The 24,209-nt window shown below is 68.8% G+C and carries 23 protein-coding genes; 5 read left to right on the top strand and 18 right to left on the bottom strand.

The window, feature by feature from the left end; genetic code table 11:
* Positions 1 to 71: 71 nt before the first annotated feature.
* From LWW89_RS05055 to LWW89_RS04995, 13 genes are all read right to left on the bottom strand, one after another.
* Positions 72 to 503, bottom strand: a complete 432-nt coding sequence (locus LWW89_RS05055) for a DUF1841 family protein (RefSeq protein ID WP_293262085.1) — start codon at positions 501 to 503, stop codon at positions 72 to 74.
* A gap of 70 nt (positions 504 to 573) precedes the next feature.
* Entirely contained in the window at positions 574 to 1,668 is a 1,095-nt protein-coding gene (locus LWW89_RS05050; protein ID WP_293262082.1) for an FIST C-terminal domain-containing protein, read from the bottom strand.
* Positions 1,669 to 1,689: 21 nt separating this feature from the next.
* The gene (nth, locus tag LWW89_RS05045) at positions 1,690 to 2,340 is read right to left on the bottom strand and encodes an endonuclease III (RefSeq protein WP_293262079.1); all 651 of its coding nucleotides are present in this window, start codon (positions 2,338 to 2,340) and stop codon (positions 1,690 to 1,692) included.
* Between the two features lie 4 nt (positions 2,341 to 2,344).
* Positions 2,345 to 3,052 (bottom strand): electron transport complex subunit E, encoded by a 708-nt coding sequence (locus tag LWW89_RS05040; protein ID WP_293262076.1) that lies wholly within the window; start codon positions 3,050 to 3,052, stop codon positions 2,345 to 2,347.
* Positions 3,049 to 3,684 (bottom strand): electron transport complex subunit RsxG, encoded by a 636-nt coding sequence (gene rsxG, locus LWW89_RS05035; RefSeq protein ID WP_293262178.1) that lies wholly within the window; start codon positions 3,682 to 3,684, stop codon positions 3,049 to 3,051. The genes LWW89_RS05040 and rsxG overlap by 4 nt, the downstream gene beginning before the upstream one ends.
* 73 nt (positions 3,685 to 3,757) lie before the next feature.
* Positions 3,758 to 4,801: an RnfABCDGE type electron transport complex subunit D gene (locus LWW89_RS05030; RefSeq protein WP_293262073.1), complete on the bottom strand. Its 1,044-nt coding sequence runs from the start codon at positions 4,799 to 4,801 to the stop codon at positions 3,758 to 3,760.
* 4 nt (positions 4,802 to 4,805) lie between these two features.
* On the bottom strand, positions 4,806 to 6,839 hold the full coding sequence (rsxC, locus tag LWW89_RS05025; protein WP_293262070.1) for an electron transport complex subunit RsxC: 2,034 nt from the start codon (positions 6,837 to 6,839) through the stop codon (positions 4,806 to 4,808).
* Positions 6,839 to 7,426 carry an electron transport complex subunit RsxB gene (rsxB, locus tag LWW89_RS05020; protein WP_293262067.1) on the bottom strand — a complete coding sequence of 196 codons (588 nt, stop codon included), beginning with the start codon at positions 7,424 to 7,426 and terminating at the stop codon, positions 6,839 to 6,841. The genes rsxC and rsxB overlap by 1 nt, the downstream gene beginning before the upstream one ends.
* On the bottom strand, positions 7,426 to 8,010 hold the full coding sequence (gene rsxA, locus LWW89_RS05015) for an electron transport complex subunit RsxA (RefSeq protein WP_293262064.1): 585 nt from the start codon (positions 8,008 to 8,010) through the stop codon (positions 7,426 to 7,428). Before rsxA ends, rsxB begins: the two co-directional genes overlap by 1 nt.
* A 217-nt stretch (positions 8,011 to 8,227) precedes the next feature.
* On the bottom strand, positions 8,228 to 9,271 hold the full coding sequence (locus tag LWW89_RS05010) for a quinone-dependent dihydroorotate dehydrogenase (RefSeq protein ID WP_293262061.1): 1,044 nt from the start codon (positions 9,269 to 9,271) through the stop codon (positions 8,228 to 8,230).
* 157 nt (positions 9,272 to 9,428) lie between these two features.
* Complete coding sequence (locus LWW89_RS05005; RefSeq protein ID WP_293262058.1) at positions 9,429 to 10,187, bottom strand: arginyltransferase; 759 nt, start codon at positions 10,185 to 10,187, stop codon at positions 9,429 to 9,431.
* Between the two features lie 9 nt (positions 10,188 to 10,196).
* On the bottom strand, positions 10,197 to 10,946 hold the full coding sequence (gene aat, locus LWW89_RS05000; RefSeq protein WP_293262055.1) for a leucyl/phenylalanyl-tRNA--protein transferase: 750 nt from the start codon (positions 10,944 to 10,946) through the stop codon (positions 10,197 to 10,199).
* On the bottom strand, positions 10,943 to 12,091 hold the full coding sequence (locus LWW89_RS04995) for an ABC transporter ATP-binding protein (protein ID WP_293262052.1): 1,149 nt from the start codon (positions 12,089 to 12,091) through the stop codon (positions 10,943 to 10,945). The genes aat and LWW89_RS04995 overlap by 4 nt, the downstream gene beginning before the upstream one ends.
* A 154-nt stretch (positions 12,092 to 12,245) precedes the next feature.
* On the opposite strand from LWW89_RS04995, the gene LWW89_RS04990 reads away from it, so the two are divergent.
* Together LWW89_RS04990 and LWW89_RS04985 are read left to right on the top strand one after the other, a co-directional pair.
* Positions 12,246 to 13,919, top strand: coding sequence for an iron ABC transporter permease (locus LWW89_RS04990; RefSeq protein ID WP_293262049.1), 1,674 nt, complete (start codon positions 12,246 to 12,248; stop codon positions 13,917 to 13,919).
* 280 nt (positions 13,920 to 14,199) lie between these two features.
* Positions 14,200 to 14,802 carry a hypothetical protein gene (locus LWW89_RS04985; protein ID WP_365781022.1) on the top strand — a complete coding sequence of 201 codons (603 nt, stop codon included), beginning with the start codon at positions 14,200 to 14,202 and terminating at the stop codon, positions 14,800 to 14,802.
* Between the two features lie 316 nt (positions 14,803 to 15,118).
* Here LWW89_RS04985 and LWW89_RS04980 read toward each other — a convergent pair whose 3' ends face one another.
* Positions 15,119 to 16,135 (bottom strand): Fe(3+) ABC transporter substrate-binding protein, encoded by a 1,017-nt coding sequence (locus LWW89_RS04980; RefSeq protein ID WP_293262175.1) that lies wholly within the window; start codon positions 16,133 to 16,135, stop codon positions 15,119 to 15,121.
* A 308-nt stretch (positions 16,136 to 16,443) separates the two neighbouring features.
* On the bottom strand, positions 16,444 to 16,947 hold the full coding sequence (locus tag LWW89_RS04975) for a C40 family peptidase (protein WP_293262044.1): 504 nt from the start codon (positions 16,945 to 16,947) through the stop codon (positions 16,444 to 16,446).
* A 216-nt stretch (positions 16,948 to 17,163) separates the two neighbouring features.
* Between LWW89_RS04975 and LWW89_RS04970 the strand changes: the two genes are divergently transcribed.
* The 3 genes from LWW89_RS04970 to LWW89_RS04960 all read left to right on the top strand — a co-directional run bounded on the left by LWW89_RS04970 (position 17,164) and on the right by LWW89_RS04960 (position 21,282).
* Positions 17,164 to 18,180 (top strand): oxidoreductase, encoded by a 1,017-nt coding sequence (locus tag LWW89_RS04970; protein ID WP_293262041.1) that lies wholly within the window; start codon positions 17,164 to 17,166, stop codon positions 18,178 to 18,180.
* A 2-nt stretch (positions 18,181 to 18,182) separates the two neighbouring features.
* On the top strand, positions 18,183 to 19,313 hold the full coding sequence (locus tag LWW89_RS04965; protein WP_293262038.1) for a diguanylate cyclase: 1,131 nt from the start codon (positions 18,183 to 18,185) through the stop codon (positions 19,311 to 19,313).
* 67 nt (positions 19,314 to 19,380) lie between these two features.
* A complete protein-coding gene (locus tag LWW89_RS04960) occupies positions 19,381 to 21,282 on the top strand; it encodes a propionate--CoA ligase (RefSeq protein WP_293262035.1) in 1,902 nt (633 codons plus the stop codon).
* A gap of 272 nt (positions 21,283 to 21,554) precedes the next feature.
* Here LWW89_RS04960 and LWW89_RS04955 read toward each other — a convergent pair whose 3' ends face one another.
* From LWW89_RS04955 to LWW89_RS04945, 3 genes are all read right to left on the bottom strand, one after another.
* Entirely contained in the window at positions 21,555 to 21,902 is a 348-nt protein-coding gene (locus LWW89_RS04955; RefSeq protein WP_293262032.1) for a RidA family protein, read from the bottom strand.
* Between the two features lie 88 nt (positions 21,903 to 21,990).
* Positions 21,991 to 23,526, bottom strand: a complete 1,536-nt coding sequence (locus LWW89_RS04950) for a fumarate hydratase (RefSeq protein ID WP_293261993.1) — start codon at positions 23,524 to 23,526, stop codon at positions 21,991 to 21,993.
* A 108-nt stretch (positions 23,527 to 23,634) separates the two neighbouring features.
* The gene (locus LWW89_RS04945; protein ID WP_293261990.1) at positions 23,635 to 24,159 is read right to left on the bottom strand and encodes a TIGR00645 family protein; all 525 of its coding nucleotides are present in this window, start codon (positions 24,157 to 24,159) and stop codon (positions 23,635 to 23,637) included.
* Positions 24,160 to 24,209: the final 50 nt, after the last annotated feature.

Genomic DNA, 24,209 nt, shown 5'->3' with positions numbered 1-24,209 from the left:
TTGGGACGGCTGACCTCTGTGGGCGCCTGTCACGGTTGGAAATGCTGCGGCGTTGATTAGAGCACGGTTTTTCAGGCGCCGGGAGAGCTCCTGCGGATCGATTCGAGGTAGCCCTCCGCGTCCATCACCCCACCGTTGCGCTGGGCTTTCCAGACGGCTTCGCCCAGGCATTCGAGCAGGCGGTGCAGGGCTTCGTGCTCGTCGTCGAAGCGGCGGCGCAGCCCGTCGTAGGCGGCGCGGATGCCCCGGGGCTGGTCGATCGACAACTGCTCGGCCACCGCCAGGTGAAGCGACAGGTGCAGGAAGGGGTTCATCGTGCCTTGCTCGGGCGTCCATTCCTTGCCGAGGGCCTCGGGGTCGGCCAGCAGGCCGTGGTATTCGGGATGCAGGGCGATGATGTCGGCGGCCGGGATTTCGGCGCCGGAGAGGACGGCGCCATCGCGCCACTTGCGGTAGGTGTCGCAGAAGAACTGGCGCACCTGGTCACGGCTGGGGTTGAACATGGTGTTGCTCGCTGGGTGGGGCTGCAAGGCCGGGAATCGAAGAGGGGGAAGAGAGTGAAGGGAGCGGTCGTCAGCCGGCTCGGGAGGCGACCACCGCCAGCACGCTGTTGTTGAGCTGGCGCGCGCCGCCGCCGGGGTTGGGCACCAGCTGGCCGCAGCCGTAGGCGCCGATGATCGGCAGCCCCGGATAGGCGTTGCGGAAGGCGCGCAGGTCCAGGTCGTCGCTGCCGTAGAAGTAGGGACCGCGGCCGATGCACGAGAACATCAGGCCGAATTCCGGCTGGGGTGCTCGCTTGCGCAAGCGTTCCATGGCCGTTTCCATTTCGTGCTCGGCGCCCTGGGGCTGGCGCAGGCCCCAGGTTACCTGGGCCCCCGGGGTGACCCGGCGGGCCAGGGTGATGGAACGGTCCAGGTTGGCGGCGAGCAGTGGGACGATGCGGGCTCGGCCGGCGGCCAGGGCCTCGTCGGGTTTGCCGTCGGCGACCACCGCCACCAGCTGGTGCAGGGGCAGGGGGGTACGCTGCCGCACCGCTTCGGGCAGGGCCGCCAGCAGGGCTTCCAGGGCGGGGCGCTGGCCCAGGGTGTGCAGGTCGTAGCCCTCCACACCGGTGACCAGGGCCGGTGGGGCGAGCAGTTCCAGGCCCAGGGAGACGTTCCAGTCCAGGGTCAGTCCGGGGAAATAGGCTTCGGCCCGGCCGTCGCTGGCCAGGCGCGACTGGCTCCAGACCGGCGTGGCCGGCGGCACGTGCAGCGGGCTGAAGCTGCCGCCCAGGGGGCTGAAGCTGCCGCCGAAGCGGGGCGGGCCGCCCTGCCAGTCCGGCAACAGATGGGGGGTGCCGGCCAGGGACAGGGGCATGCCGCTGCCGCTTGGCGCCAGGCCGTCGTCGTCGCAGAACAGCATGACGGCCACGGCAGGGCGGTCTACCACCCAGCCTTCTTCGGTGCACACGCCCATGGCCACGGCCCCGGCGATCTGGGTGGTGGCGGTGGCCCGGGTGGCCTGGCGCAGGGTTTCCCGGGCGATGCGGGTGAATTCCTCGGACAGGAACAGGAGGGCCGCCCGGGGATGCTGGCCGCCAAGCTTGGCCTGCGCTTGGGCCACGGCCTGGTCCACCAGGCCAGGGAGGGCATCGACACCAGCGACGAGGGCGGTTGCGACGGTCATTAGGCGACGGTCATCGGTGGGTCATAAGGGCGGCGGCGTGTCCGCGGTCTTGCCGGGGTACTCGCACAGGTCGGCGATGCAGCAGGCGCCGCAGTCGGGCTTGCGCGCCTTGCAGGTGTAGCGGCCGTGCAGGATCAGCCAGTGGTGGGCGTCCTGCTTGTAGACGGCCGGCACGACTTTCTCCAGGGCTTGCTCCACCGCCAGGGGCGTCTTGCCCGGGGCCAGCCGGGTCCGGTTGGCGACGCGGAAGATGTGGGTGTCCACCGCGATGGTGGGGTGGCCGAAGGCGGTGTTGAGCACCACGTTGGCGGTCTTGCGGCCCACGCCGGGCAGGGCTTCCAGGGCGTCCCGGGTCTGGGGCACCTCGCCGCCGTGGCGTTCGAGCAGCAGGGCGCAGGTGGCGATGACGTTCTTGGCCTTGGTGCGGTAGAGGCCGATGGTCTTGATGTACTCGCTCAGGCCGGCTTCGCCCAGGGCGAGCATGGCGTCCGGGGTGGGGGCCGCAGGGAAGAGCAGGCGGGTGGCCTTGTTCACGCCCACGTCCGTGGCCTGGGCCGAGAGGATCACGGCGATCAGCAGCTGGAACGGGCTGTCGTATTCCAGCTCGGTGGTGGGTGCCGGCATGGCGGCGGCCAGGCGGCGGAAGATTTCCTGTCGTTTGGCGGCGTTCACGGGGTCATCCCTGGGGGCCGGCGGCGGCTGGAGCGGGGCTGGAAGGCGAATGGGGCAGCGGCGGCCGTTTGGCCCGGGCGGCGCGGGCCTCCATCCAGTTCTTCCAGGCGATCAGGCAGCCGAGCAGGATGAAGGCGCCGGGGGGTAGGGAGGCCAGCAGCAGGCCCGGGTAGTCTTCCGGCAGGAGGCGCAGGGCGTGGGTGCCGGGGATCACCAGCTCGATGCCCGACAGCAGGGTGCCGGCGCCGATCAGTTCGCGCAGCCCGCCGAGCAGGCTCAGGGTCCATAGCATGCCCAGGCCCATGAACACCCCGTCCAGGGCGCTGTGCAGGGGCGGGTTCTTGGCGGCGAAGGCTTCCACCCGGGCAAGCACGATGCAGTTGGTGACGATCAGCGGGATGAAGATGCCGAGCACCAGGTAGAGCCCGTGCAGGCCGGCGTTGAAGGCCAGGTCCACCATCGTCACCAGGGTGGCGACGATGAGGATGAACACCGGGATACGGATCTCGTGGGGGATCAGGTGGCGCAGGCTGGCCACGGCGGCGCCGGAGAGGGCCATCACCAACAGGGTGGCCAGGGACAGCATGGCGCCGTTGGTGGCGTTGGTGGTCACCGCCAGCAGCGGGCACATGCCGAGGATCTGCACCAGGCTGCTGTTCTGTTTCCACAAGCCGTTGTTGGCGATCGATGCGAATTCGTCGCGGCGGATCATGGTTGCTCCTTGGCGCTGACGGCGTAGAGGGCCTCGCCCCGGGCGGCGGCGAAGTCCAGGGCCTTCTTCACCGCCTTGACCACGGCCCGGGGGGTGACGGTGGCGCCGGCCACGGAATCGAAGCGGCCGCCGTCCTTCTTCACCCGCCAGCCCGATGCCGGCACGTCGGCCAGGGACAGTCCGGCGAACTGGCCGATCCAGGGATGGGCCTTGTTCTTGTCCTTGTTCGGGTCGATGTAGTCGCCCAGGCCCGGGGTTTCCTTGTGCTGGGTGACGCGCACGCCGAGCAGCCGCCCGTCGGCCCCCACCGCCAGCACCAGGCGGATCGCTCCGGCGTAGCCATCCGGCGCCACGGCTTCGAGCACCAGGGCGGCGGGCCGGCCCTGCTTGCGGGCGCGCAGCACCTGGCCGCCGTCGGGCAGCCCCAGTTCCGGGGTGGCGGGCAGGGCCAGGGCGTCAGCCAGCAGGTCGTTGTCGTAGCTGCCCGGGGGCAGCACCTCGTTGATCAGGCGCATCTTCTCCTCCCGGGCCGAGGCCTCGATGGCCGGCCGGGTGAGGCGGTAGGCCCCGGCCAGCAGGCCGGTGAAGACGATGACGAAGACGAACAGGATCAGGGCGGTGCACCGCGCCATGGCGGCGGCGCCGATCACGCCGGCCGGCGCCGGGGGCGTCGTCCCGGGCATTGGGGGTTGGGGGCCGTGCATGTCAGCGGCCTTCCTTGCGGCCCAGTTCGGCCATGGCTTTGGCGCCGAAGATGGGGGGCTGGGTGTACATGTCGATCAGGGGCACGCACAGGTTCATCAACAGCACGCCGAAGGCCACCCCGTCCGGGTAGCCGCCGAACACCCGGATCAGGTAGGCCAGGGTCGCGGCGCCGGCGGCGAAAAGCAGCTTGCCCCGGGGCGTGGTGCTGCCCGACACCGGGTCGGTGGCGATGAAGAAGGCACCGAGCAGGGTGCCGCCGGAGAAGAGGTGGAACAGGGGCGAGGCGAAACTGGCGCCGTCGAACAGCCACAGGGCGCCGGCCAGGACGGCCATGGCGCCCAGGTAGGCCGCCGGCACGTGCCAGGTCATGATCCGCCTCGCCACCAGGAACAGGCCGCCCGCCAGGTAGCCCAGCCCCACCCATTCCCAGCCCCGGCCGCCCAGGGGGCCGTAGATGCCAGCGTCGGCCAGCACTGCGGCGACGCTGCCGTTGCCTTCTGCCAGCTTGAGGGCGGTCTTCAGGTGGTCGAGGGGGGTGGCGCCGGTCAGGGCGTCCAGCCCAGCCCGGTGGCCGAGGATGGCGTCGAGCTGGGCGGCGAAGGCGTCCGGGCCGGAAATTCCCGGCCACTGGGAGACCAGGGCCGGGTAGGAGACGATGACCACGGCAAAGCCCACCATGGCCGGGTTGAAGGGGTTCTGGCCCAGGCCGCCGTAGAGGTGCTTGGCCACCACGATGGCGAACAGCACCGCCACCACCGTCAGCCACCAGGGCACGATGGGGGGCAGGGTCAGTGCCAGCAGCCAGGCGGTGACCAGGGCCGACAGGTCGGCGAGGGCAGGCCCCACCGGCTTGCCGCGCAGGCCCAGCATGGCGGCCTCGGCTGCCAGTGCTGTGGCGCTGGCGATGGCCAGCTGGACCAGGATGGCCGGGCCGAACCACCAGACGTAGGCGGCGATGCCTGGCACCAGGGCGAGCAGCACCTGGGCCATCACCCGGGTGACGCTGGCCGGCTTGAGCAGATAGGGCGCGGGTTGGTCGATCATGGCGTCAAGGCGTGCTGGTGCGGTCGGCATCGGCCGCGGGGGGCGAAGAGGCCGGTGCGGCGTGGGGATCGGTGGAGAGGGGGGCGGCGGCCGTGCCGGTCGCACCAGCCGGGGAGGCCAGCCCGGTGCTCTCGCGGCGCTGGTCGATGGCCGCCACCGCCGCCTGCTGGGCCGGCGTCAAATTATCGGTGTTGCGCGGTTTGGCGGCGGCGCGCTGGGCCCGGGCGCGGGCCATGGCCGCGGCGATGGCGGCCTTCTTGGCCGCTTCCTCGTCCGTGGTGGCGTCGGCCGGGACTGGGGCTGGGGCTGCGCTTGCAACCGGTGTCGGCGCGGTGGCTGGCGTGGCGGACTCGCGGCGGGCGTCGATGGCGGCGATCTCGGCCTGACGGGCCGGGCTAAGGCCGTCGGTGTTGCGCGGCACCGCGCTGGCGCGCTGGGCCCGGGCACGTTCCAGGGCGGCGGCGATGGCGGCCTTCTTGGCGGCTTCGGCATCGCCGTTGCCGTCGGCGGCCGGGGAGGGGGCGGCCACGGTAGCGCTAGTCGTGACGTCGGCGCCGGGGGCCGCCGGCGCCGGTCGCTCCGACGCCGTGGCGGCCGGTGCCGTCTTTTCCGCCTGGCGGGCGGCGGCCTTGGCCAGGCGCTCGGCCTTCTCGGCCTTTTCCCGCTCGTCGCGCAGTTGCTTGAATTCGAAACGGGTCTTGGCCGCTTCGGCCGCCGCCTTTTCCTTTTCCCGGGCCCAGATCTCGCTCTTGGCGAAGCGGAAGTAGGACACCAGGGGGATGTGGGAGGGGCAGACGAAGTTGCAGCAACCGCATTCGATGCAGTCGAACAGGGCGTATTCCTGGGCCTTGCCGAAGTTCTTGGCGCGGCTCCACCAGTACAGCTCGAAGGGTTGCAACTGGTGGGGGCAGGCCCGGGCGCACTCGCCGCAGCGGATGCAGGGCATTTCCGCCGGCTTGGGCGGAAACAGGGCCGGCGAATGGGCGATCAGGCAGTTGGTGGCCTTGACCACCGGAGCGGCGGTGTCGGGCAGCATCACCCCCATCATCGGCCCGCCCATGACCACGCCGTCGGTATCCGGGTTGGGGGCGGCCAGGGCCATCACCTCGGCGATGGGGGTGCCGATGCGCACGTCCCAGTTGCGGGCGCTGCCCACGTTGCCGGTGACGGTGACCAGCCGGGAGGTGACCGGCTCGCCAAAGGCCACGGCGCGCCAGGCGGTGTAGGCGGTGGCGACGTTGAAGCACTGCACGCCCTGGTCGGTGGAGCGCTGGGCGGCGGGCACTTCCTTGCCGGTGAGCACCCGGATCAGCTCCTTGGCGCCGCCGGTGGGGTAGCGGGTGGGCACCGCCACCACGGCAAAGTCTTCGCCGGCCTTGGCCACGGCGGCCTGCATGGCGGCGATGGCCTCGGGCTTGTTATCCTCGATGCCGATCAGCACCCGCTTGGGCTTGAGCAGATCGCGGAACAGGGCGGTGCCGGCGACGATGCCCTCGGCCCGCTCCCGCATCAGCAGATCGTCGCAGGTGATGTAGGGCTCGCACTCGGCGCCGTTGATCACCAGCTCGTCCAGGGCCCCGGCCTTGCCGGCGCTGAGCTTGGCGTGGGAGGGAAACACCGCCCCGCCCAGGCCGACTACGCCGCTCTGCTGTAGGTAGGCGCGCACCCCGTCCGGGCCCAGGGCTGCCGGGTCCGCTGGCTGGCGCTCGATCCAGGCGTCGCATCCGTCGGCCTCGATCACCACCGCCAGGGCGGGCAGGCCCGAGGGGTGGGGCATGGGGGCGTCCTCGATGGCCACCACGGTGCCCGAGGTGGGGGCGTGCACCGCCGCCGAGATCCAGCCGTCGGCCTCGCCGATGCGCTGGCCGCGCAGCACGGCATCGCCTACGGCGACGCAGGGCCGGGGTGTGCCGCCGATGCTCTGGTGCAATGGCACCACGTAGCGCGCCGCCAGGGGAGCCTCGCCGATGGGCAGGGCGGTGGATTCGGCCTTGTGACTGGCGGGCTTGACCCCGCCCTTGAAGGAGAAAATGCCCATCAGGCGGCCTGCGCGGGAGATGGGTGGAGCGGCGTGGCCGCCGCCGGCCGGATTGCCGTCACCGGGTACTTCCACTTCCAGGTGGCGATGTCCTCGGCGATGGGTTCCATGCTGATGCATTCCACCGGGCAGGGCGGCAGGCACAACTCGCAGCCGGTGCACAGGGATTCGACCACGGTGTGCATCTGCTTGGCGGCGCCGACGATGGCGTCCACCGGGCAGGCCTGGATGCACAGGGTGCAGCCGATGCAGGTCTGCTCGTCGATCAGGGCCACGGCCTTGGGTTTTTCCACCCCGTGATCGGCGGACAGGGGCTTGAATTCCCGGCCGAGCAGGTCGGCCAGGCGGCGGATGCCTTCTTCGCCACCGGGGGGGCACTGGTTGATGTCGGCCTCGCCCTTGGCGATGGCCTCGGCGTAGGGGTGGCAGCCGGCGAAGCCGCACTGGCCGCACTGGGTCTGGGGCAGGCAGGCGTCGATCTTGTCCACCAGGGGATCGCCCTCGACCTTGAAGCGGATCGAGGCGTATCCCAGGGCGGCGCCCAGAACCAGGGCGCCCAGGGCCATGACGGCGATGGCGGACAGCATCACTGGTACCTGTCCAGGCCGGAGAAGCCCATGAAGGCCAGGCTCATCAGCCCGGCGGTGACCATGGCGATGGCGGTGCCCTTGAAGTAGGCCGGCACGTCGGCGCCCTCGATCCGTTCGCGGATACCGGCGAACAGGATCAGCACCAGGGAAAAGCCCACCGCCGAGCCGGCGCCGAACAGCAGGGATTCGACGAAATCGTGGCGGTTGGTGACGTTGAGCAGGGGCACGCCGAGGACGGCGCAATTGGTGGTGATCAGCGGCAGGTAGATGCCCAGGGTCTGGTGCAGCACCGGCGAGGACTTCTGGATCGCCATCTCGGTGAGCTGGACGATGGCGGCGATGGTGACGATGAACGACAGGGTGCGCAGGTATTCCAGGCCGAAGGGCAGCAGTAGGAAATGGTCGATGATGTACGACGCGCCGGTGGCTACGGTGAGCACGAAAGTGGTGGCGGCGCCCATGCCGAGGGCGGTCTCCAGTTTCTTGGAAACGCCCATGAACGGGCAGAGCCCGAGGATTTTCACCAGCACGACGTTGTTGACCAGCACCGCGCCGACGACCACGAACAGGTAATGGCTCATAGCAAGAAGTGCATTGGCTCGAATGGCTGTGTGAACTGCATTGGCTGGCCCGGATTATCGGCTTCCCCGGGCCGGGCTTCAACCATGCCGTCGGGGTGGATGAGGTATTTTTGGACAGGATACGGTCAGAGAGACCGGGAAAGCCCGTGAAATCCAAGCTTTCCCCTGCGCCGGTGAGGATGTTTTCCGGGGCCGGCCGGCCCCGGAACGGCGGGGGTCAGCCCTTGCGCGGCAGGACCTTGGCCAGTTCGGTGGCGGCTTCGCGGATCAGGTCCGGGCCCCGGTAGATGAAGCCGGTGTACAGCTGGACCATGCTGGCGCCGGCCTCGGCCTTCTTGCGTGCGTCCAGGCCGTTGAGGATGCCGCCCACGCCGATGATCGGCACTTCGCCGGCCAGGGCTTCGGCCAGGGCGCGCACCACGGCGTCGGACTTGAGGCGCACCGGCGCGCCGGACAGGCCGCCGGCCTCCTGGGCGTGGGCCAGGCCCTCGACCCCTTCGCGGCCGATGGTGGTGTTGGTGGCGATCACCCCGTCGATGCGGTGGCGCTTCAGGGCGTCGGCGATGGCCACGATCTGGGCCGGCTCCAGGTCCGGAGCGATCTTCAGCGCCAGGGGCACGTAGCGGCCGTGCTGGTCGGCCAGGCGGGTCTGGGCCGCCTTGAGCTGGCCGAGCAGGTCGTCCAGGGCCTCGTCCCGTTGCAGTTCGCGCAGGTTCTTGGTGTTGGGGCTGGAGATGTTGACCGTGACGTAGCTCGATACGCTGTAAACCTTGTTTAGGCAGGTCAGGTAGTCGTCGGCGGCCTTGTCGATGGGGGTGTCGAAGTTCTTGCCGATGTTGATGCCGAGCACCCCGCCGCTCTGGGCGAAGCGGGACCGGGCCACGTTGGCGAGCAGGCCGTCCACCCCGTGGTTGTTGAAGCCCATGCGGTTGATGATGGCTTGGGCCTCGGGCAGGCGGAACAGGCGGGGCTTGGGGTTGCCCGGCTGGGCGCGGGGGGTGACGGTGCCGATCTCGATGGCGCCGAAGCCCATGGCGGCCAGGCCGTCGATGTACTCGCCGTTCTTGTCCAGGCCGGCGGCCAGGCCCACCGGGTTGGGGAAGGTCAGGCCCATCACCTCGACCGGGTGGGCGGGAATGGCGGGGGCCAGCAGGCGGGAGAGACCGCAGGCGGCGGTGAAGTTCATCCCGGAGAGGCCCAGGTGGTGGGCGGTCTCGGGGTCGAAGGAGAAGAGGGCGGAGCGGAGCAGGGTATAGAGCATCCCGCCATTTTACCCCAGCCCCGGGAGCCGGCCGACCATCGGCCCGGACCCCAGGCAGGGCGCGGACCTCGACGATGCCATCGCGGGATGGCGCGCCGATGCTGGTCCTGCGCAATGCCCCTCTGGAGATCGGCCACTGGCGCGGGGTTTGCCCGTGTCAGCCGGGGACGGGGCCTTGCAGGTCGGCCTCGGTCAGCGCCCGCCACTCGCCGTCCACCAGCCCCTCCAGGGGGCGGAAGCGGGATTTGTAGGCCATCTTCGGGCTCTCCCGGATCCAGTAGCCCAGGTACAGGTAGGGCAGGTGGTTGGCCAGGCACTGGCTGGCCTGCCAGACGATGTTGTAGGTGCCCAGGCTGGCCTGGGTCAGGTCCGGGTCGAAGAAGGTGTAGACCGACGACAGGCCGTCGGTGAGCACGTCGATGACGCTGACCATGACCACCCGGCCGGCGTCGGAAAATTCCACCAGCCGGGTGTCCACCCGGCTTTGCAGCAGGAAGTGGGCGTACTGCTCCTGGCTGTCCTGATCCATGCCGCCCCCCGGGTGGCGGGCCGCCTGGTAGCGGTTGTAGAGGTCGTAGTGAGCGTCGTAGAAGCCCAGGGGCAGTTCGCGCACGGCCAAGTGGCCGTTGCGGCGCAGGGCGCGGCGCTGGGAACGGTCGGGGACGAAGCGCTCCACCGGCAGACGCACCGGCACGCAGGCCCGGCAGTGGTCGCACCAGGGGCGGTAGGTGAACACGCCGCTGCGGCGGAAGCCGCGCCGCACCAGGGAACTGTAGACCTCGGTGGTGATCAGGTGGGTGGGGGTGGCGACCTGGGAGCGGGCGGTGCGGTCCGCCAGATAGCTGCAGGGATAGGGCGACGTCGCGTAGAACTGCAGCAGCGAGAAGGGCAATTCGGAATCGTCGAGCAGCGCCATGGTTAGTCGTCAGTCTTGCCAGGGGGATTGCGGCGGAAGTCGGGCCCCGTCGGCGGGCCAGAGTCCGTCAGGATACGCCTCGGGCGCTCCGGTCAGTTCGGCCAGCCATGCCTCGAACTCGCCCCGGGGGATTTCCCGGGCCCCCAGGGAGGCCAGGTGGGGGGTGCGCATCTGGCAGTCGATCAGCCCGAAACGGTGACTGTGGAGGAAACGGACGAGATGGGCCAGGGCCACCTTGGAAGCATCGCTCTCCCGGGAAAACATCGACTCGCCATAGAACATGCGCCCGATGGCTACGCCGTACAGCCCACCCACCAACCGTTCCTCCACCCAGACTTCGACCGAATGGGCGCGGCCCAGTTCATGAAGCTCGCCATAGGCCCGGTGGATGGCCGGCACGATCCAGGTGCCGTCTTGGCCCGGCCGGGGCATGTCGGCGCAGGCGGCCATGACTTCGGCGAAGGCCGTGTCCAGGCGTACCTGGTAGGGGCCGCTGGCCAGGCGCCCCTGGCGCAGTCGCCGGGCCAGGGAGCGGGAAAGCTTGAATTCGCCGGGAAACAGCACCATGCGCGGGTCCGGTGACCACCACAGGATCGGCTGGTCGTTCCCATACCAGGGGAAGATGCCGCGCCGGTAGGCGGCCAGCAGCCAGGCGGCGGACAGCTCCCCGCCGGCGGCCAGGAGCCCGTTGGGCTCGTCCAGGGCCAGGCCGGTGGGGGGGAAGCGGGGCGCGGCGCCGGGGCGCAGCCAGGGGATCATGGCGCGGCGGAGGCAGCGGTGGTCGGGGAGATTGCGGCCGTGGCCGGCGCCTGGAAGGTCACCACGTGGTCCACGTCGAGGCGGATGCCGATCTTCTCGCCCAGGGCGTGGTTGTGGTGCGAGGGCACCAGGGCGAGCACCCGGGCGCCGCTGTCCAGGCGCAGGGTGTAGAGGATCTGGGCGCCGCGGAAGGCTTTGTGCTCGACGGCGGCGGTGATCGGGCTCAGGTCGTCGTGCACCACGTCGTCGGGGCGCAGCAGCACGTCCACGTGGCAGCCCGATTCGGCCTTGGGGCAGGTGGCGCAGGACTGGCCGGCGGGGTTGGCGGCGCCGCACTCCAGGGGCACCGCCGATTCGAGCCGGCCCAGTTCCACCGTCACTTCGGTGGGGCTCACCACCCGCCCGGGGATGAAGGCGCCCTGGCCGACGAAGTCGGCGACGAAGCGGTTGGCCGGCCGGTGGTAGAGGTTGTAGGGGGGGTCCCACTGTTGCAGCCGGCCGCCGTGCATCACCCCCACCTCGTCGGCCATGGCGAAGGCTTCGTGCTGGTCGTGGGTGACCAGGATGGCGGTGGTGCCGCTCTGCTTGAGGATGTCGCGCACTTCCAGGGAGAGGCGCTCGCGCAGTTCCGTGTCCAGGTTGGAAAAGGGCTCGTCGAGCAGCACCAGGCGGGGCCGGGGGGCCAGGGCCCGGGCCAGGGCGACGCGCTGCTGCTGGCCGCCGGAAAGCTCGTGGGGATACTTTGCCCCCTGGCCGGTGAGGCCCACCAGCCGCAGCATCTCCTCCACCCGGGGGGCGCGTTCGCCCCGGGGCAGGTGACCCAGGCCGAAGGCCACGTTGGCGGCCACAGTGAGGTGGGGGAAGAGGGCGTAGTCCTGGAACACCATGCCGATGCGACGTTTTTCCGGAGCCAGGTGGGCGCTGGGGGAGGAAACCGTCTCGCCGGCCAGGCGGATTTCGCCGGCGGCGATCTCCTCGAAGCCGGCGATGCAGCGCAGTAGGGTGGTCTTGCCGCAGCCCGAGGGGCCGAGCAGACAGCCGATGGCGCCGGGGGAAATGGTCAGGCTGATGCCGTCGACCACGGTGTGGAAGCCGTCCGGGGTGGCATAGCGCTGGACGACGTTGCGGAGTTCGAGGTGAGCCATGGGCACGGCAGGGGTCAGCGGCGGGCGTTGCGCCCGGGGGCGGCGGCGGGTTTGGGGAGAAGCATTCTCATCTCGCCCATTATAATGGGCAAAAAAACGCCGCCTTCCCCGTTCAGCCCGTTCAGTCCATCCCGCGCGCCTTCCGGCGATTTCCGTGACTTCCCTCCGCCACCCGTTCCGTTCCCCTTTTCGCCTCCGCCGCGCCTTTTCCCCTCTGCTCGTCCTGGCCCTGGCGGTGGCGGCCCTGGTCGGCCTGCCGGTGGCCAGCGTCCTGGCCAACCTGGCCCAGGGCGGTACCAGCGCTACCTGGAGCCACCTGGCCGGCACCGTGCTGCCCGAATACCTGCTCAACACCGTCTGGCTGTGCCTGGGGGTGGGGGCGGGCACGGCCGCCGTGGGGGTGGGGGCGGCCTGGCTGACCACCATGCACGAGTTCCCCGGGCGGCGCTTCTTCGAATGGGCACTGGTGCTGCCCCTGTCCATGCCGGCCTACGTGCTGGCCTACGTCTATACCGACTTCCTGCAATTCGTCGGGCCCTTGCAGACGGCCCTGCGCGAGACCTTCGCCTGGCAGCGCGGCGACTACTGGTTCCCCGAGGTGCGCAGCCTGGGCGGGGCCATCGCCATGTTCGTGGCGGTGCTCTACGTCTATGTGTACCTGCTCGCCCGCACCGCCTTCCTGGAGCGCAGCGGCGGGCTGCTGGAGGCTGGACGGATGCTCGGCCTGTCGCCCTGGGCCAGTTTCCTGCGCATCTCCCTGCCCCTGGCCCGGCCGGCGGTGGCCGCCGGGGTGGCCCTGGCGCTGATGGAGACCTTGGCCGACTACGGCACGGTGGCCTACTTCGCCGTGCAGACTTTCACCACCGGCATCTACCGGGCCTGGTTCTCCCTGGGGGACCGGGTGGCCGCCGCCCAGCTGGCGGCCTGCCTGCTCGGCTTTGTCGCCCTGCTGCTGGTACTGGAGCGCTCCTCCCGGGGGCGCGCCCGCTTCGGCGGCGGCAGTCAGCGGCGCGGCCCGGCGCGCAGCCGCCTCACCGGGGCCACGGGCTGGCTGGCGACCCTGGGCTGCACCCTGCCGCTCTTGGCCGGTTTCGTCCTGCCCGCCCTGCTGTTGGTGCGGCTGGCCTTGGGCGATAGCGAGGAAGGCCTGGGCTGGCAGCGCTTCGCCCTGCTGGCGCGCAACAGTGCCACCCTGGCGACCCTCACCGCCCTGGCGGCGGTGTTGCTGGCCCTGCTGCTGGCCTACGGGGCGCGGCTGGCCAAGCGTCCGGCGGCCCGGGTGCTGAACCGGCTGGTGGGGCTGGGCTACGCCGTGCCTGGCTCGGTGATCGCGGTGGGGGTGCTGATCCCGGTGACGCGCCTCGACAACTGGCTGGCGGGCCAGTGGCTGGCCTGGTTCGGCAGCAATCCCGGGTTGCTCATCACCGGCGGCATCAGCGCCCTGGTCTATGCCTATCTGGTGCGTTTCCTCGCCGTCGCCTTACAGACCGTGGAGGCCAGCCTGGGCAAGATCACCCCGCACATGGACGAGGCGGCGCGCAGCCTGGGTCTGACCCAGGGGCGCATCCTGGCCCGGGTCCATGCGCCGCTGCTGCGCGGCAGTCTGCTCACCGCCGCCCTGCTGGTGTTCGTGGACGTGATGAAGGAACTGCCCGCCACCCTGGTGATGCGGCCCTTCAACTTCGACACCCTGGCCACCCAGACCTACACCCTGGCCGCCGACGAGCGCCTGGCCGAGGCGGCCCTGCCGTCCCTGGCCATCGTTGCCGTGGGGCTGCTGCCCCTGATCGCCCTGTCGCGCCAGATCGCCCGCAGTCGCAGGGGGTGAGGGCGCGGTCGCGGGGCCGGAGCCACTGGGGCCTTCCGGCCTATGCGGCGGTGTGCGGCTTTCCTTTCTAGCGTTTTTCCCGCGTCCCTGCTGCTGGTGGATTCCCGGCGTCCGGCGAAATCCGGAATCCAGGCGCCGCTCCGTGGATTTAACCCAGGCCAAAGCCGTGGCGGGCCGGGGCCGCCACACTGCCCGCTCCCTTGTCCCCACCTGCTTTTCGCCGGCCCCGTGGCACCCCGCGCGCCGGCTGGCGTCTGCCTGAAGGAGCCCGGCCGTGCCCATGCCCGACTTTTTTGCCTTTGCCCCGACCCTGACGGTGCGCGACCCCCTGGCCGACTTCCTCGGCGCGGCGGAGGAGGGCGTGCTCACCTACGCCTACACCGACGCGGTGCGCCTGGCCGGCCATTCCTGCCCCACCGTGGCCGGGGCCTGGCTGATGGCTTGTCGCGGGCTGGCGGCCCTCTACCCGGAGGGCCTGCCGGAGCGGGGCGGCATCCTGGTGGAGCTTCCCGGGCGGCGCGACGAGGGGGTGACCGGGGTCACCGCCAGCGTGTTCACTCTGGTCACCGGCGCCACCGAGGATTCGGGCTTCCGCGGCCTGGCCGGGCGCTTCAACCGCCGCAACCTGCTTGGCTTCGGGCGCGGGGTGCCGGGAGACATCCGCTTGACGCGGCTGGCCACGGGGGCGGCAGTGGATGTGGTCCTGGACCTGGGCCTGGTGCCGGCGGACCCGGAAACGGGCGCCCTGATGGGGGCCTGCCTGACGGGGGAGGCCGACGAGGCCATGCAGGCCGATTTTCGCGCCCTGTGGCAGGGGCGGGTGCGGGCGCTGCTCGAACGGGCGGCCGACCCGGCCCTGGTGCGGGTGGCATCAGCGGAATGACAGAGGACAGCCCTCGATACATTAATTTTCTTCATGTATTCGAAGGCTTGTCTGGTGAAACTCAAGAACTGGCGCGGACCTTGGGTTTTTGGTTGAGCGGTTGTATTAATTTTATTAATGAATTGCCCGGCCGCGGCTTGCTGCCCCCCACCCGATTGCCGGCAAACATCTGCGGCTGCGGCACTGCCGGAACCCGGTAATTGGCGCGTCCGGTTGGCGCCGCAAACGACAACGCCCCGCGACTGCGGGGCGTTTGCGTTGGTACGGCTCCGCCACGGGCCGGGGCCGGTGGCAGAGCGTTGTGCCCGGCCAGGACTTAGCGGAAGCCGGCCCGGTCGAAGACCACCTGGGCCTTGGTCCGGTACATGGCCAGGGAGCCCACCGGCAGGGCGTCGGCCTTGAACTTGCCGAGGCTGTCCAGGGCCGGGTTGGCGAACTTGAGCCCGGCCACCACCGGCCACTCGTTGTTGCCGTCGGCGAAGTAGCGCTGGGCGTCGTCGGAGGCCAGGTATTCGAGGAACTTCACCGCCGCTTCCTTGTGCGGGGCGGTCTTGAGCATGCCGCCGCCGGAAACGTTGATGTGGGTGCCGTAGGACTTCTGGTTGGGCCAGATCACGCCCACGGCCTCCATGGTCTTTTTGTCCTCGGGCTTGTCGGACCGCATGATGCGGGCCACGTAGTAGGTGTTGGAGATGGTCACGCCGCATTCGCCGGCGGCCACGGCCTTGATCTGGTCGGTGTCGCCACCCTTGGGGGCACGGGCGAAGTTGGCCACCAAGCCCCGGGCCCATTGCTCGGCCTTGGCCTCGCCCTGATGGGCGATGATCGCCGACATCAGGGACAGGTTGTAGGGGTGGGAGCCGGAGCGGGAGCAGAACTTGCCCTTGAGCTTGGGATCGGCCAGGTCTTCGTAGTTCTGCACGTCGGCGGCCTTGACTGCGGCCTTGTTGTAGACGATCACCCGGGCCCGGGTGGAAAACGAGAACCAGTCGTCGGTGCGCAGGTTGGCCGGGATGCGGGATTCGAGCAGCTTGGACTTGACCGGGGCGAACAGGCCCAGTTCGTGGGCCACCGCCAGGCGGGCCGCGTCAACGGTCAGGAACACGTCGGCCGGGCTGTTGGCGCCCTCGTTCTTGATGCGTTCGAGCAGTTCGTCTTCCTTGGCCTCGATGCGGTTGATCTTGATGCCGGTCTGCTTGGTGAAGTTCTCGTAGAGCTTCTCGTCGGTCTGGTAGTGGCGGGCGGAGTAGAGGTTGAGCACCTTTTCCTCGGCGGCCTGGGCCAGGGTGGCGGAGAACCCGGCGCCGGCCAGGGCCAGGATCAGGGTGCCCAGGGGGCGGGCGAACGGGGTCTTCTTCTCGTGCGGTTTCTTCATCGGGCGGGCTCCGGTGGGCGTCTGGATGAGCGATTCCCGGGGGGATGGCTTGGCCCGGGCGGGGCGGGCAACAGGCCGTGGTGGCGCAGGGCCGTGTGCAGGAATCGTCCCGGCAGATTCTAGTCAGCCTGTAAAGAAATGTAAATGAGAAGATTTCTTGTTAGCGACGTGGGGAGATGCTCAATCGGCAATCGCCGGCCCGGAAACGAAAAAACCGGCCAGGGGCCGGTTTTCTGCGGGACGATCGGTTTGAAACCTGGATCGCTTTACTTCTCGGTGATCCGCCGGGCACCGTCGTAGCGCTGGGTCCAGTAGGCCTGGCGCATGTCCTCGACGCGGATTTCGCCGCCGGGACGGGGGGCGTGGACGAACTGGTTGTTGCCCAGGTAGATGCCCACGTGGGAGAAGGCGCGGCGCATGGTGTTGAAGAACACCAGGTCGCCGGGCTTGAGTTCGGTCTTGGAAATCTGCTCGCCCACGTCGCTCATCTCGCGGGCGGTGCGGGGCAGGCTGATGCCGATGGATTCGGAGAAAACGCGCTGGACGAAGCCGGAGCAGTCCATGCCCACGTCGGGGTTGGTGCCGCCGCGCCGGTAGGGGACGCCGACGAATTCCAGCCCCTTGATGATCAGTTCCTGAACGCCGCTGGAATAGCGTTGGAAGAAGCTCTGTTCGTCGCCTTTGAGCTCATCTGCCGAGACGGAGAAGGAGGCGGAGACGAGAATCGCCGCAGCCAAGGCCGTCAGGAATTTGAGGGTTTTTTTGCGCATGGGTCCGGACTTTATTTGAGAATCAGTCTCTTGTAAAGCCTTTGAAGCGATAGGGAATTTTGCCGTCATCTGTGCCATTTCCGATGAACATGCGGCCGGATCGCCGCCGGACCGGGGCAGGGGCGCCCGGGCTGGCTATAATCGGGGCTTCCAGACAACCGCCGGTCCGGCCCGCAATGCGCCTGGGTCCGGCTCATGACGATTCCAGGAGCTACCGTGCAGGCATTCAAGGCGTTGTTGATCGAGGAGCGGGACGTTGCGGGCAAGAAGGCCGTGGTCAGCGGGCTCACCACCCTGACCGAGGCCGACCTGGACCCGGGCGAGGTGACCATCCGGGTCGCCTATTCGAGCGTCAACTATAAGGATGCCCTGGCGGCCACCGGCAAGGGCAAGATCATCCGCCGCTTTCCCTGCGTGGGCGGCATCGACCTGTCCGGCGTGGTGGAGGCCAGCACCGATCCGCGCTTCGAACCGGGCGACAAGGTGATCGCCACCAGCTTCGACATCGGCGTGGCGCACCACGGCGGCTACGCCGAGTTCGCCCGGGTGCCGGCCGACTGGGTGGTCCGGTTGCCTGCCGGCATGGACCTGAAGCGGGCCATGGCCCTGGGCACCGCCGGCTTCACCGCCGCCCTGGGCGTCCAGCGCATGGAAGACAACGGCCTGACCCCGGACAAAGGGCCGGTGATCGTCACCGGCGCCACCGGCGGGGTGGGCAGCCTGGCGGTGGACATGCTGGCCGGCCTGGGCTACGCGGTCACCGCCCTGACCGGCAAGCCCCAGGAAGCGGCTTACCTGAAATCCCTGGGTGCCAAGGACGTCCTGCTGCGCGGCGACCTAGACCTGGCCAAGATCCGCCCCCTGGACAACGCCCGCTGGGCCGGGGCGGTGGACAACCTGGGCGGCGAGGTGCTTGCCTGGATTCTCTCCACCATGCAGCAGGCCGGCACCGTGGCCTCCATCGGCTTGGCCGCCAGCATGAACCTGCCGACCACCGTGGCCCCCTTCATTCTGCGCGGCGTCAGCCTGCTCGGCGTCGATTCAGGCTACATCGGCTTCCCCATCCGTCAGCGCATCTGGGACCGGCTGGCCGGCGACCTGAAGCCCCGGCATCTGGACGAGGTGACCCGGACGGTGGCCCTGGATGACCTGCCGGCGGCCTTCGACGCCTTCATCGCCGGCCAGGTCAAGGGCCGCACGGTGGTGGCGGTGAACCCGTCCCTGGAAGGGTGACCATGAACGACGCGGTGGTGCCGCCCAAGGTCCTGATCGTCGACGATTCGCGCATCGTCCGGGCTTCCCTGATCCGCCACATCAAGAGCCGCTACGAGGTTCGGGAAGAGGAGGACGGGGAGGCCGGCTGGCAGACCCTGGTGCTCGACCCGACCATCCAGGCGGTGATCTCGGACCTGTCGATGCCAGTGCTCGACGGTTTCGGCCTGCTGGAGCGCATCCGCCAGTCCAAAATTGGCCGCATCCGCCGCCTGCCGGTGATCATGATTTCCGGCGAGGACGACGACGACGCCTGCAACCGGGCCCAGGCCGGCGGCGCCTCGGACTTCATCTCCAAGGGCGTGGGCACCGCCGAACTGCTCACCCGTCTCGACGCCCAGATCCGCCTGGCCCAGGCCGAAGAGGCCCTGGACGCGGTGCGGGACGATGCGGTGAAGAATCCCCTGACCGGCCTGTTCACCCGCCGCTACCTGGAAAACCAGGCCGACCAGGCCTGCTCCCTGGCCCAGCGCAAGGGGGGCGAGGTGTCGCTGCTGATGATCGGCTTCGACCGGCTGGCGGCACTCACCGAACAATACGGTGCCTCGGTGGTGGAGCAGCTGGTGGCCCAGTTCGGCCGCCTGCTGGCCAGCAAGATCCGCCGCGAGGACAGCCTGGGGCATTTCGGCACGGCCCAGTTCGCCATCGTCTCGCCGGGCACCCCGGGGGCCTCGTGCCGCTCCTTCGCCCTGCGCCTCAAGGAAGCGGTGGAAACCGCCCACGTGGCCTTCCACGGTCAGCGGGTGGATCTGTCGGTGAGCATCGGCATCGCCAACAACTGTGACGACCGTTCCGCCGCCGCCAATCATCTGCTGGCCCTGGCCGGGGAGCGCATGGGCGAGGCCATCGCCGCCGGCGGCAACCGGGTGGTGGGCTGCGAGGCCGAGGGGCGCCGCCCCGACGCCATCACCCTGGAACGGGCCCTGGCCCTGCTGGAAGCCGGCCGGGGCGACATGGTGCGCGGCAGCAGCCAGGACGTGGCCCGGCGCCTGCTGCCTCTGCTTCGGTTTTTGAATTATGAATTACAATGGCAGCTTCCAGTGGACGAGCTGGAACGCCAACTCAACCAGCATCATCCCGGACAAACCGGCTGACGAATGCGTACTGCCGGACCGGGATAGCGACTTCACAAAAGAACCGAATCACCGAGGGAGAAGATCCATGTCCAGCAGTACGAGTTACCAGGAGTTCTACCAGCAGTCGATCGACCAGCCCGACGCCTTCTGGGGCGAGCAGGCCAAGCTGATCGACTGGCACAAGCCGTTCGAGCAAGCCTGCGACTTCTCCCGTCCGCCGTTCGCCAAGTGGTTCGTCGGCGGCGAAACCAACCTCTGCTACAACGCGGTGGATCGTCACGCCGCCAAGCGCCCCAACGACCGGGCGCTGATCTTCATCTCCACCGAGACCGATACCGAGACGGTCTACACCTTCGCCGAGCTGCAGCGCGAGGTGGAGCGCATGGCCGCCATCTACCAGAGCCTGGGCGTGACCAAGGGCGACCGGGTGCTGATCTACATGCCGATGATCGCCGAGGCCTGCTTCGCCATGCTCGCCTGTGCCCGCATCGGCGCCATCCACTCGGTGGTGTTCGGCGGTTTTGCCTCCGGCTCCCTGGCCACCCGCATCGACGACGCCCAGCCCAAGCTGATGGTCACCGCCGACGCCGGCATGCGCGGCGGTAAGGCCGTGCCCTACAAGCATCTGGTGGACGAGGCCTGCGCCCTGGCCCAGACCCCGCCGCAAAAAGTGCTGATCGTGGACCGCGGCCTGGACAAGGGCTTCCCCAAGGTGGCCGGCCGCGACGTGGATTACGCCGAACTGCGCGCCCAGTACATGGACGCCCAGGTGCCCGTGACCTGGCTGGAATCGTCCGAGCCGTCCTACATCCTGTATACCTCCGGCACCACCGGCAAGCCCAAGGGCGTGCAGCGCGACACCGGCGGTTACGCCGTGGCCCTGGCCTCCACCATGAAGCACATCTACTGCGGCGGCGAGGGCGAGACCATGTTCTCCACCTCCGACATCGGCTGGGTGGTGGGCCACTCCTACATCATCTACGGCCCGCTGCTCGCCGGCATGGCCACCATCATGTACGAGGGCACCCCGCTGCGCCCGGACGCCGGCATCTGGTGGCAGATCGTCGAGAAGTACAAGGTCAACGTGATGTTCTCCGCCCCCACGGCGGCCCGCGTCCTGAAGAAGCAGGACCCGGCGTACATGCACAAGTACGACCTCTCCAGCTTGAAGCACCTGTTCCTGGCCGGCGAGCCCCTGGACCAGCCGACCCACGAGTGGATCATGGGTGAGTTGAAGATTCCGGTGATCGACAACTACTGGCAGACCGAAACCGGCTGGCCGATCCTGTCCTCCGTGCCTGGCGTGGAAAAGACCAAGCTCAAGTTCGGCTCCCCCAGCTTCCCGGTCTATGGCTACAACCTGAAGATCTTCCGCGAGGACGGTTCGATCTGCGACGCCAACGAAAAAGGCATCGTCGGCATCGTCCCGCCCCTGCCGCCCGGATGCCTGTCCACCGTGTGGGGCGACGACGACCGCTTCGTCAAGACCTACTTCAGCCTGTTCACCGAACCCCAGGTCTATTCCTCCTTCGACTGGGGCATCAAGGATGACGAGGGCTACCACTTCATCCTCGGCCGTACCGACGACGTGATCAACGTGGCCGGCCACCGCCTCGGCACCCGGGAGATCGAGGAGGCCGTGCAAGGCCACTCCGCCATCGCCGAAGTGGCGGTGGTGGGCGTCAACGACGCCCTCAAGGGCCAGATGCCGATGGCCTTCGCCGTGGTCAAGGACGCCAGCCGCATCGCCACCGCCGAGCAGCGCCAGCAGCTGGAGAAGGAAGTGATGGCCAAGGTGGACGAAAGCCTCGGCGCCATCGCCCGCCCCAGCCGGGTGCACTTCGTCACCGGCCTGCCCAAGACCCGTTCCGGCAAGCTGCTGCGCCGCTCCCTGCAAGCCCTGGCCGAAGGCCGCGACGCTGGCGACATGACCACCATCGAGGACCCGACCGCCCTGGAGCAGATCAAGCAGCTGCTGGCGGGCTGACCGCCCTTGGTCGTGGTCGTTTGCTCCTGACGGGCCGGAGTGGTGGAGCAGTCCGCTATTCCGCTACTCCGGCCCCCAAGGAAAAACCGGCCTGCTACCGCAAGGTGGCAGGCCGGTTTTTTTATACCCGTGCCGGAGCACCAGGCGGGGCGCCGGGTTTGAAAGTGGGTGGCCGGAAAGCCAATAGGGACGCGGGGTTTCATTTGGGCATCGTGGAGATGCCCTACTGGCGCGGGGTTTCGGTTTCTCCCCCTCGTGGTCCCTGGCGATGCTCACCCCTGGGCGGCGATCACCACCATCTCCACCTTGTAGCCCGGATTAGCCAGCCGGGCCTGGACGCAGGCCCGGGCCGGGGCGTGGCCTTCGGGCACCCAGGCGTCCCACACCGCGTTCATGGCGTCGTAGTCAGCCATGTCGGCCAAGTAGATGGTGACCAGCAGCAGGCGCTCCTTGCTGGAGCCGGCCTGGGCGAGCAGGCGGTCGAGGCTGGTAAGGATTTCGCCGGTCTGGGTGGCGGCGTCGGCCTCCAGGGACTGGGGCACTTCCACCAGGTAGGCGGTGCCGGCGAAGGCGGTGCTGTCGGCGTAGCGGCGGGTGACGCCGTGGCGTTGGATGGTCATGGGGGCTCCAGATAAAAAAGAAGCCGGCACGAAGCCGGCTTCTTGCTGACGGCCTGGGAAATGCCAGGCGGGCCAGGATTGCCAGGATTTAGGCGACGGTGACCGGGATCTTGCCGATCTTGGCCTGCCATTCCTTCGGGCCGGTGTTGTGCACGCTGGTGCCGGAGGAATCCACGGCCACGGTGACGGGCATGTTCTGCACGTCGAACTCGTAGATGGCTTCCATGCCCAGGTCGGCGAAGCCCACCACCTTGGCGCTCTTGATGGCCTTGGCCACCAGGTAGGCGGCACCGCCGACGGCCATCAGGTAGGCGGACTTGTTGTCCTTGATGGCCTCGATGGCGACGGGGCCGCGCTCGGACTTGCCGATCATGGAGATGAGACCGGTCTTCTCCAGCATCATGCGGGTGAACTTGTCCATGCGGGTGGCGGTGGTGGGGCCGGCGGGTCCGACCACTTCGTCACGCACCGGGTCCACGGGGCCCACGTAGTAGATGACCCGGTTGGTGAAGTCCACCGGCAGCTTCTCACCCTTGGCCAGCATGTCCTGGATGCGCTTGTGGGCGGCATCGCGGCCGGTCAGCATCTTGCCGTTGAGCAGCAGCTTCTGGCCAGGCTTCCAGGAAGCGACTTCTTCCTTGGTCAGGGTGTCCAGATTGACCTGGGTGGCGGCCTTCAGGTCCGGGGTCCAGGTCACGGCGGGCCAGTCTTCCAGCTTGGGCGGTTCAATCTTGGCGGGGCCGGAACCGTCCAGGTGGAAGTGGCAGTGGCGGGTGGCGGCACAGTTGGGCACCAGGGCCACGGGCAGGTTGGCGGCGTGGCAGGGGTAGTCCAGCACCTTCACGTCGAGCACGGTGGTCAGGCCACCCAGGCCTTGGGCGCCGACGCCCAGGGCGTTCACCTTCTCGTACAGTTCCAGGCGCAGCTCTTCGGCCCGGGTCAGCTTGGCGCCGCTCTTGGCCTTGTCCTGCAGGTCATGGATGTCCACCGGGGCCATGATGGATTCCTTGGCCAGCAGCATGGCCTTCTCGGGGGTGCCGCCGATGCCGATGCCGATGATGCCGGGAGGACACCAGCCGGCGCCCATTTCCGGGATCTTCTTGAGGACCCAGTCCACCAGGTCGTCGGAGGGGTTGAGCATGGCGAACTTGGACTTGGCTTCGGAGCCGCCGCCCTTGGCGGCGCAGATCACTTCCACGTGGTCGCCCGGGACGATCTCGAAGTGCACCACGGCCGGGGTGTTGTCCTTGGTGTTCTTGCGGGCGCCGGCCGGGTCGGCCAGCACGGAGGCGCGCAGGGGGTTGTCCGGGTTGGCGTAGGCGCGGCGGACGCCTTCATCGACCATTTCCTGCAGGCTCATGGTGGCGTCGTCCCAACGGACGTTCATGCCGACCTTGAGGAAGACCATGCCGATGCCGGTGTCCTGGCAGATGGGGCGGTGGCCTTCGGCGGCCATGCGGGAGTTGGTCAGAATCTGGGCGATGGCGTCCTTGGCCGCGGGGGATTCCTCGCGCTCGTAGGCTTCGCCCAGGGCCTTGATGTAGTCCAGGGGGTGGTAGAAGCTGATGTACTGGAACGCGTCGGCAATCGACTGGATGAGGTCTTCCTGGCGGATGGTCGTCATGGCTGGGCTCGTGGTGGAAAGGTCGCGGAAATTGCGCGGAGGTCGCGTGAATATCGTGATGGCAGCAAGCGGCAAGGGGTGGCCGGCGGGGCCGGCGGCCCGCGCCGCTCAGTGCTCCTTGTGCTGCATCAGCAAGGTCTGGTTCATCACCTTGTCGGTCAGCGCCATCATGAAGGCGGAGACGAGGAACATGCCGTGCAGGATTGCCTGCCACATGATCACCCGGTCGTCGAGCTGGGCGGCGTTGATGAAGGTCTTGAGCAGGTGGATCGAGGAAATGCCGATCAGGGCGGTGGCCAGCTTGACCTTGAGCACGCCGGCATTGACGTGGGACAGCCACTCCGGCTGGTCCGGATGGCCTTCCAGGTCGAGGCGGGAGACGAAGGTCTCGTAACCGCCGATGATGACCATGATCAGCAGGTTGGCGATCATCACCACGTCGATCAGGCCGAGGACCACCAGCATGGTTTTGGTTTCGTCCAGGTGGCCGATGTCGACCACCAGGTGGGAGAGTTCCACCATGAATTGGACGACGTAAATCCCCTGGGCGACGATCAGGCCAAGGTAGAGAGGGGCCTGCAACCAGCGGCTGAAAAAGATGAAGTTTTCGAGCTTTTGAATGGCGGGTTTCATCAGGACGTCTGGGTAAAAAGGGGAGGGCGGAAACCAGGGGCGAGCCAGGC

This window comes from Oryzomicrobium sp., from assembly GCF_021287045.1.
Lineage (GTDB): Bacteria > Pseudomonadota > Gammaproteobacteria > Burkholderiales > Rhodocyclaceae > Oryzomicrobium.
Note: the sequence above shows the minus strand (reverse complement) of the source record. Positions and strands in the feature narration are given on the sequence as shown.

Coding starts and splice junctions, on each gene's coding strand:
- LWW89_RS05055 (WP_293262085.1), bottom strand. CDS start 503: ATGTTCAACCCCAGCCGTGACCAGGTGCGCCAGTTCTTCTGCGACACC.
- LWW89_RS05050 (WP_293262082.1), bottom strand. CDS start 1,668: ATGACCGTCGCAACCGCCCTCGTCGCTGGTGTCGATGCCCTCCCTGGC.
- LWW89_RS05040 (WP_293262076.1), bottom strand. CDS start 3,052: ATGATCCGCCGCGACGAATTCGCATCGATCGCCAACAACGGCTTGTGG.
- rsxG (WP_293262178.1), bottom strand. CDS start 3,684: ATGGCGCGGTGCACCGCCCTGATCCTGTTCGTCTTCGTCATCGTCTTC.
- LWW89_RS05030 (WP_293262073.1), bottom strand. CDS start 4,801: ATGATCGACCAACCCGCGCCCTATCTGCTCAAGCCGGCCAGCGTCACC.
- rsxC (WP_293262070.1), bottom strand. CDS start 6,839: ATGGGCATTTTCTCCTTCAAGGGCGGGGTCAAGCCCGCCAGTCACAAG.
- rsxB (WP_293262067.1), bottom strand. CDS start 7,426: ATGCTGTCCGCCATCGCCGTCATGGCCCTGGGCGCCCTGGTTCTGGGC.
- rsxA (WP_293262064.1), bottom strand. CDS start 8,010: ATGAGCCATTACCTGTTCGTGGTCGTCGGCGCGGTGCTGGTCAACAAC.
- LWW89_RS05010 (WP_293262061.1), bottom strand. CDS start 9,271: ATGCTCTATACCCTGCTCCGCTCCGCCCTCTTCTCCTTCGACCCCGAG.
- LWW89_RS05005 (WP_293262058.1), bottom strand. CDS start 10,187: ATGGCGCTGCTCGACGATTCCGAATTGCCCTTCTCGCTGCTGCAGTTC.
- aat (WP_293262055.1), bottom strand. CDS start 10,946: ATGATCCCCTGGCTGCGCCCCGGCGCCGCGCCCCGCTTCCCCCCCACC.
- LWW89_RS04995 (WP_293262052.1), bottom strand. CDS start 12,091: ATGGCTCACCTCGAACTCCGCAACGTCGTCCAGCGCTATGCCACCCCG.
- LWW89_RS04985 (WP_365781022.1), top strand. CDS start 14,200: ATGCCCGACTTTTTTGCCTTTGCCCCGACCCTGACGGTGCGCGACCCC.
- LWW89_RS04975 (WP_293262044.1), bottom strand. CDS start 16,947: ATGCGCAAAAAAACCCTCAAATTCCTGACGGCCTTGGCTGCGGCGATT.
- LWW89_RS04965 (WP_293262038.1), top strand. CDS start 18,183: ATGAACGACGCGGTGGTGCCGCCCAAGGTCCTGATCGTCGACGATTCG.
- LWW89_RS04960 (WP_293262035.1), top strand. CDS start 19,381: ATGTCCAGCAGTACGAGTTACCAGGAGTTCTACCAGCAGTCGATCGAC.
- LWW89_RS04955 (WP_293262032.1), bottom strand. CDS start 21,902: ATGACCATCCAACGCCACGGCGTCACCCGCCGCTACGCCGACAGCACC.
- LWW89_RS04950 (WP_293261993.1), bottom strand. CDS start 23,526: ATGACGACCATCCGCCAGGAAGACCTCATCCAGTCGATTGCCGACGCG.
- LWW89_RS04945 (WP_293261990.1), bottom strand. CDS start 24,159: ATGAAACCCGCCATTCAAAAGCTCGAAAACTTCATCTTTTTCAGCCGC.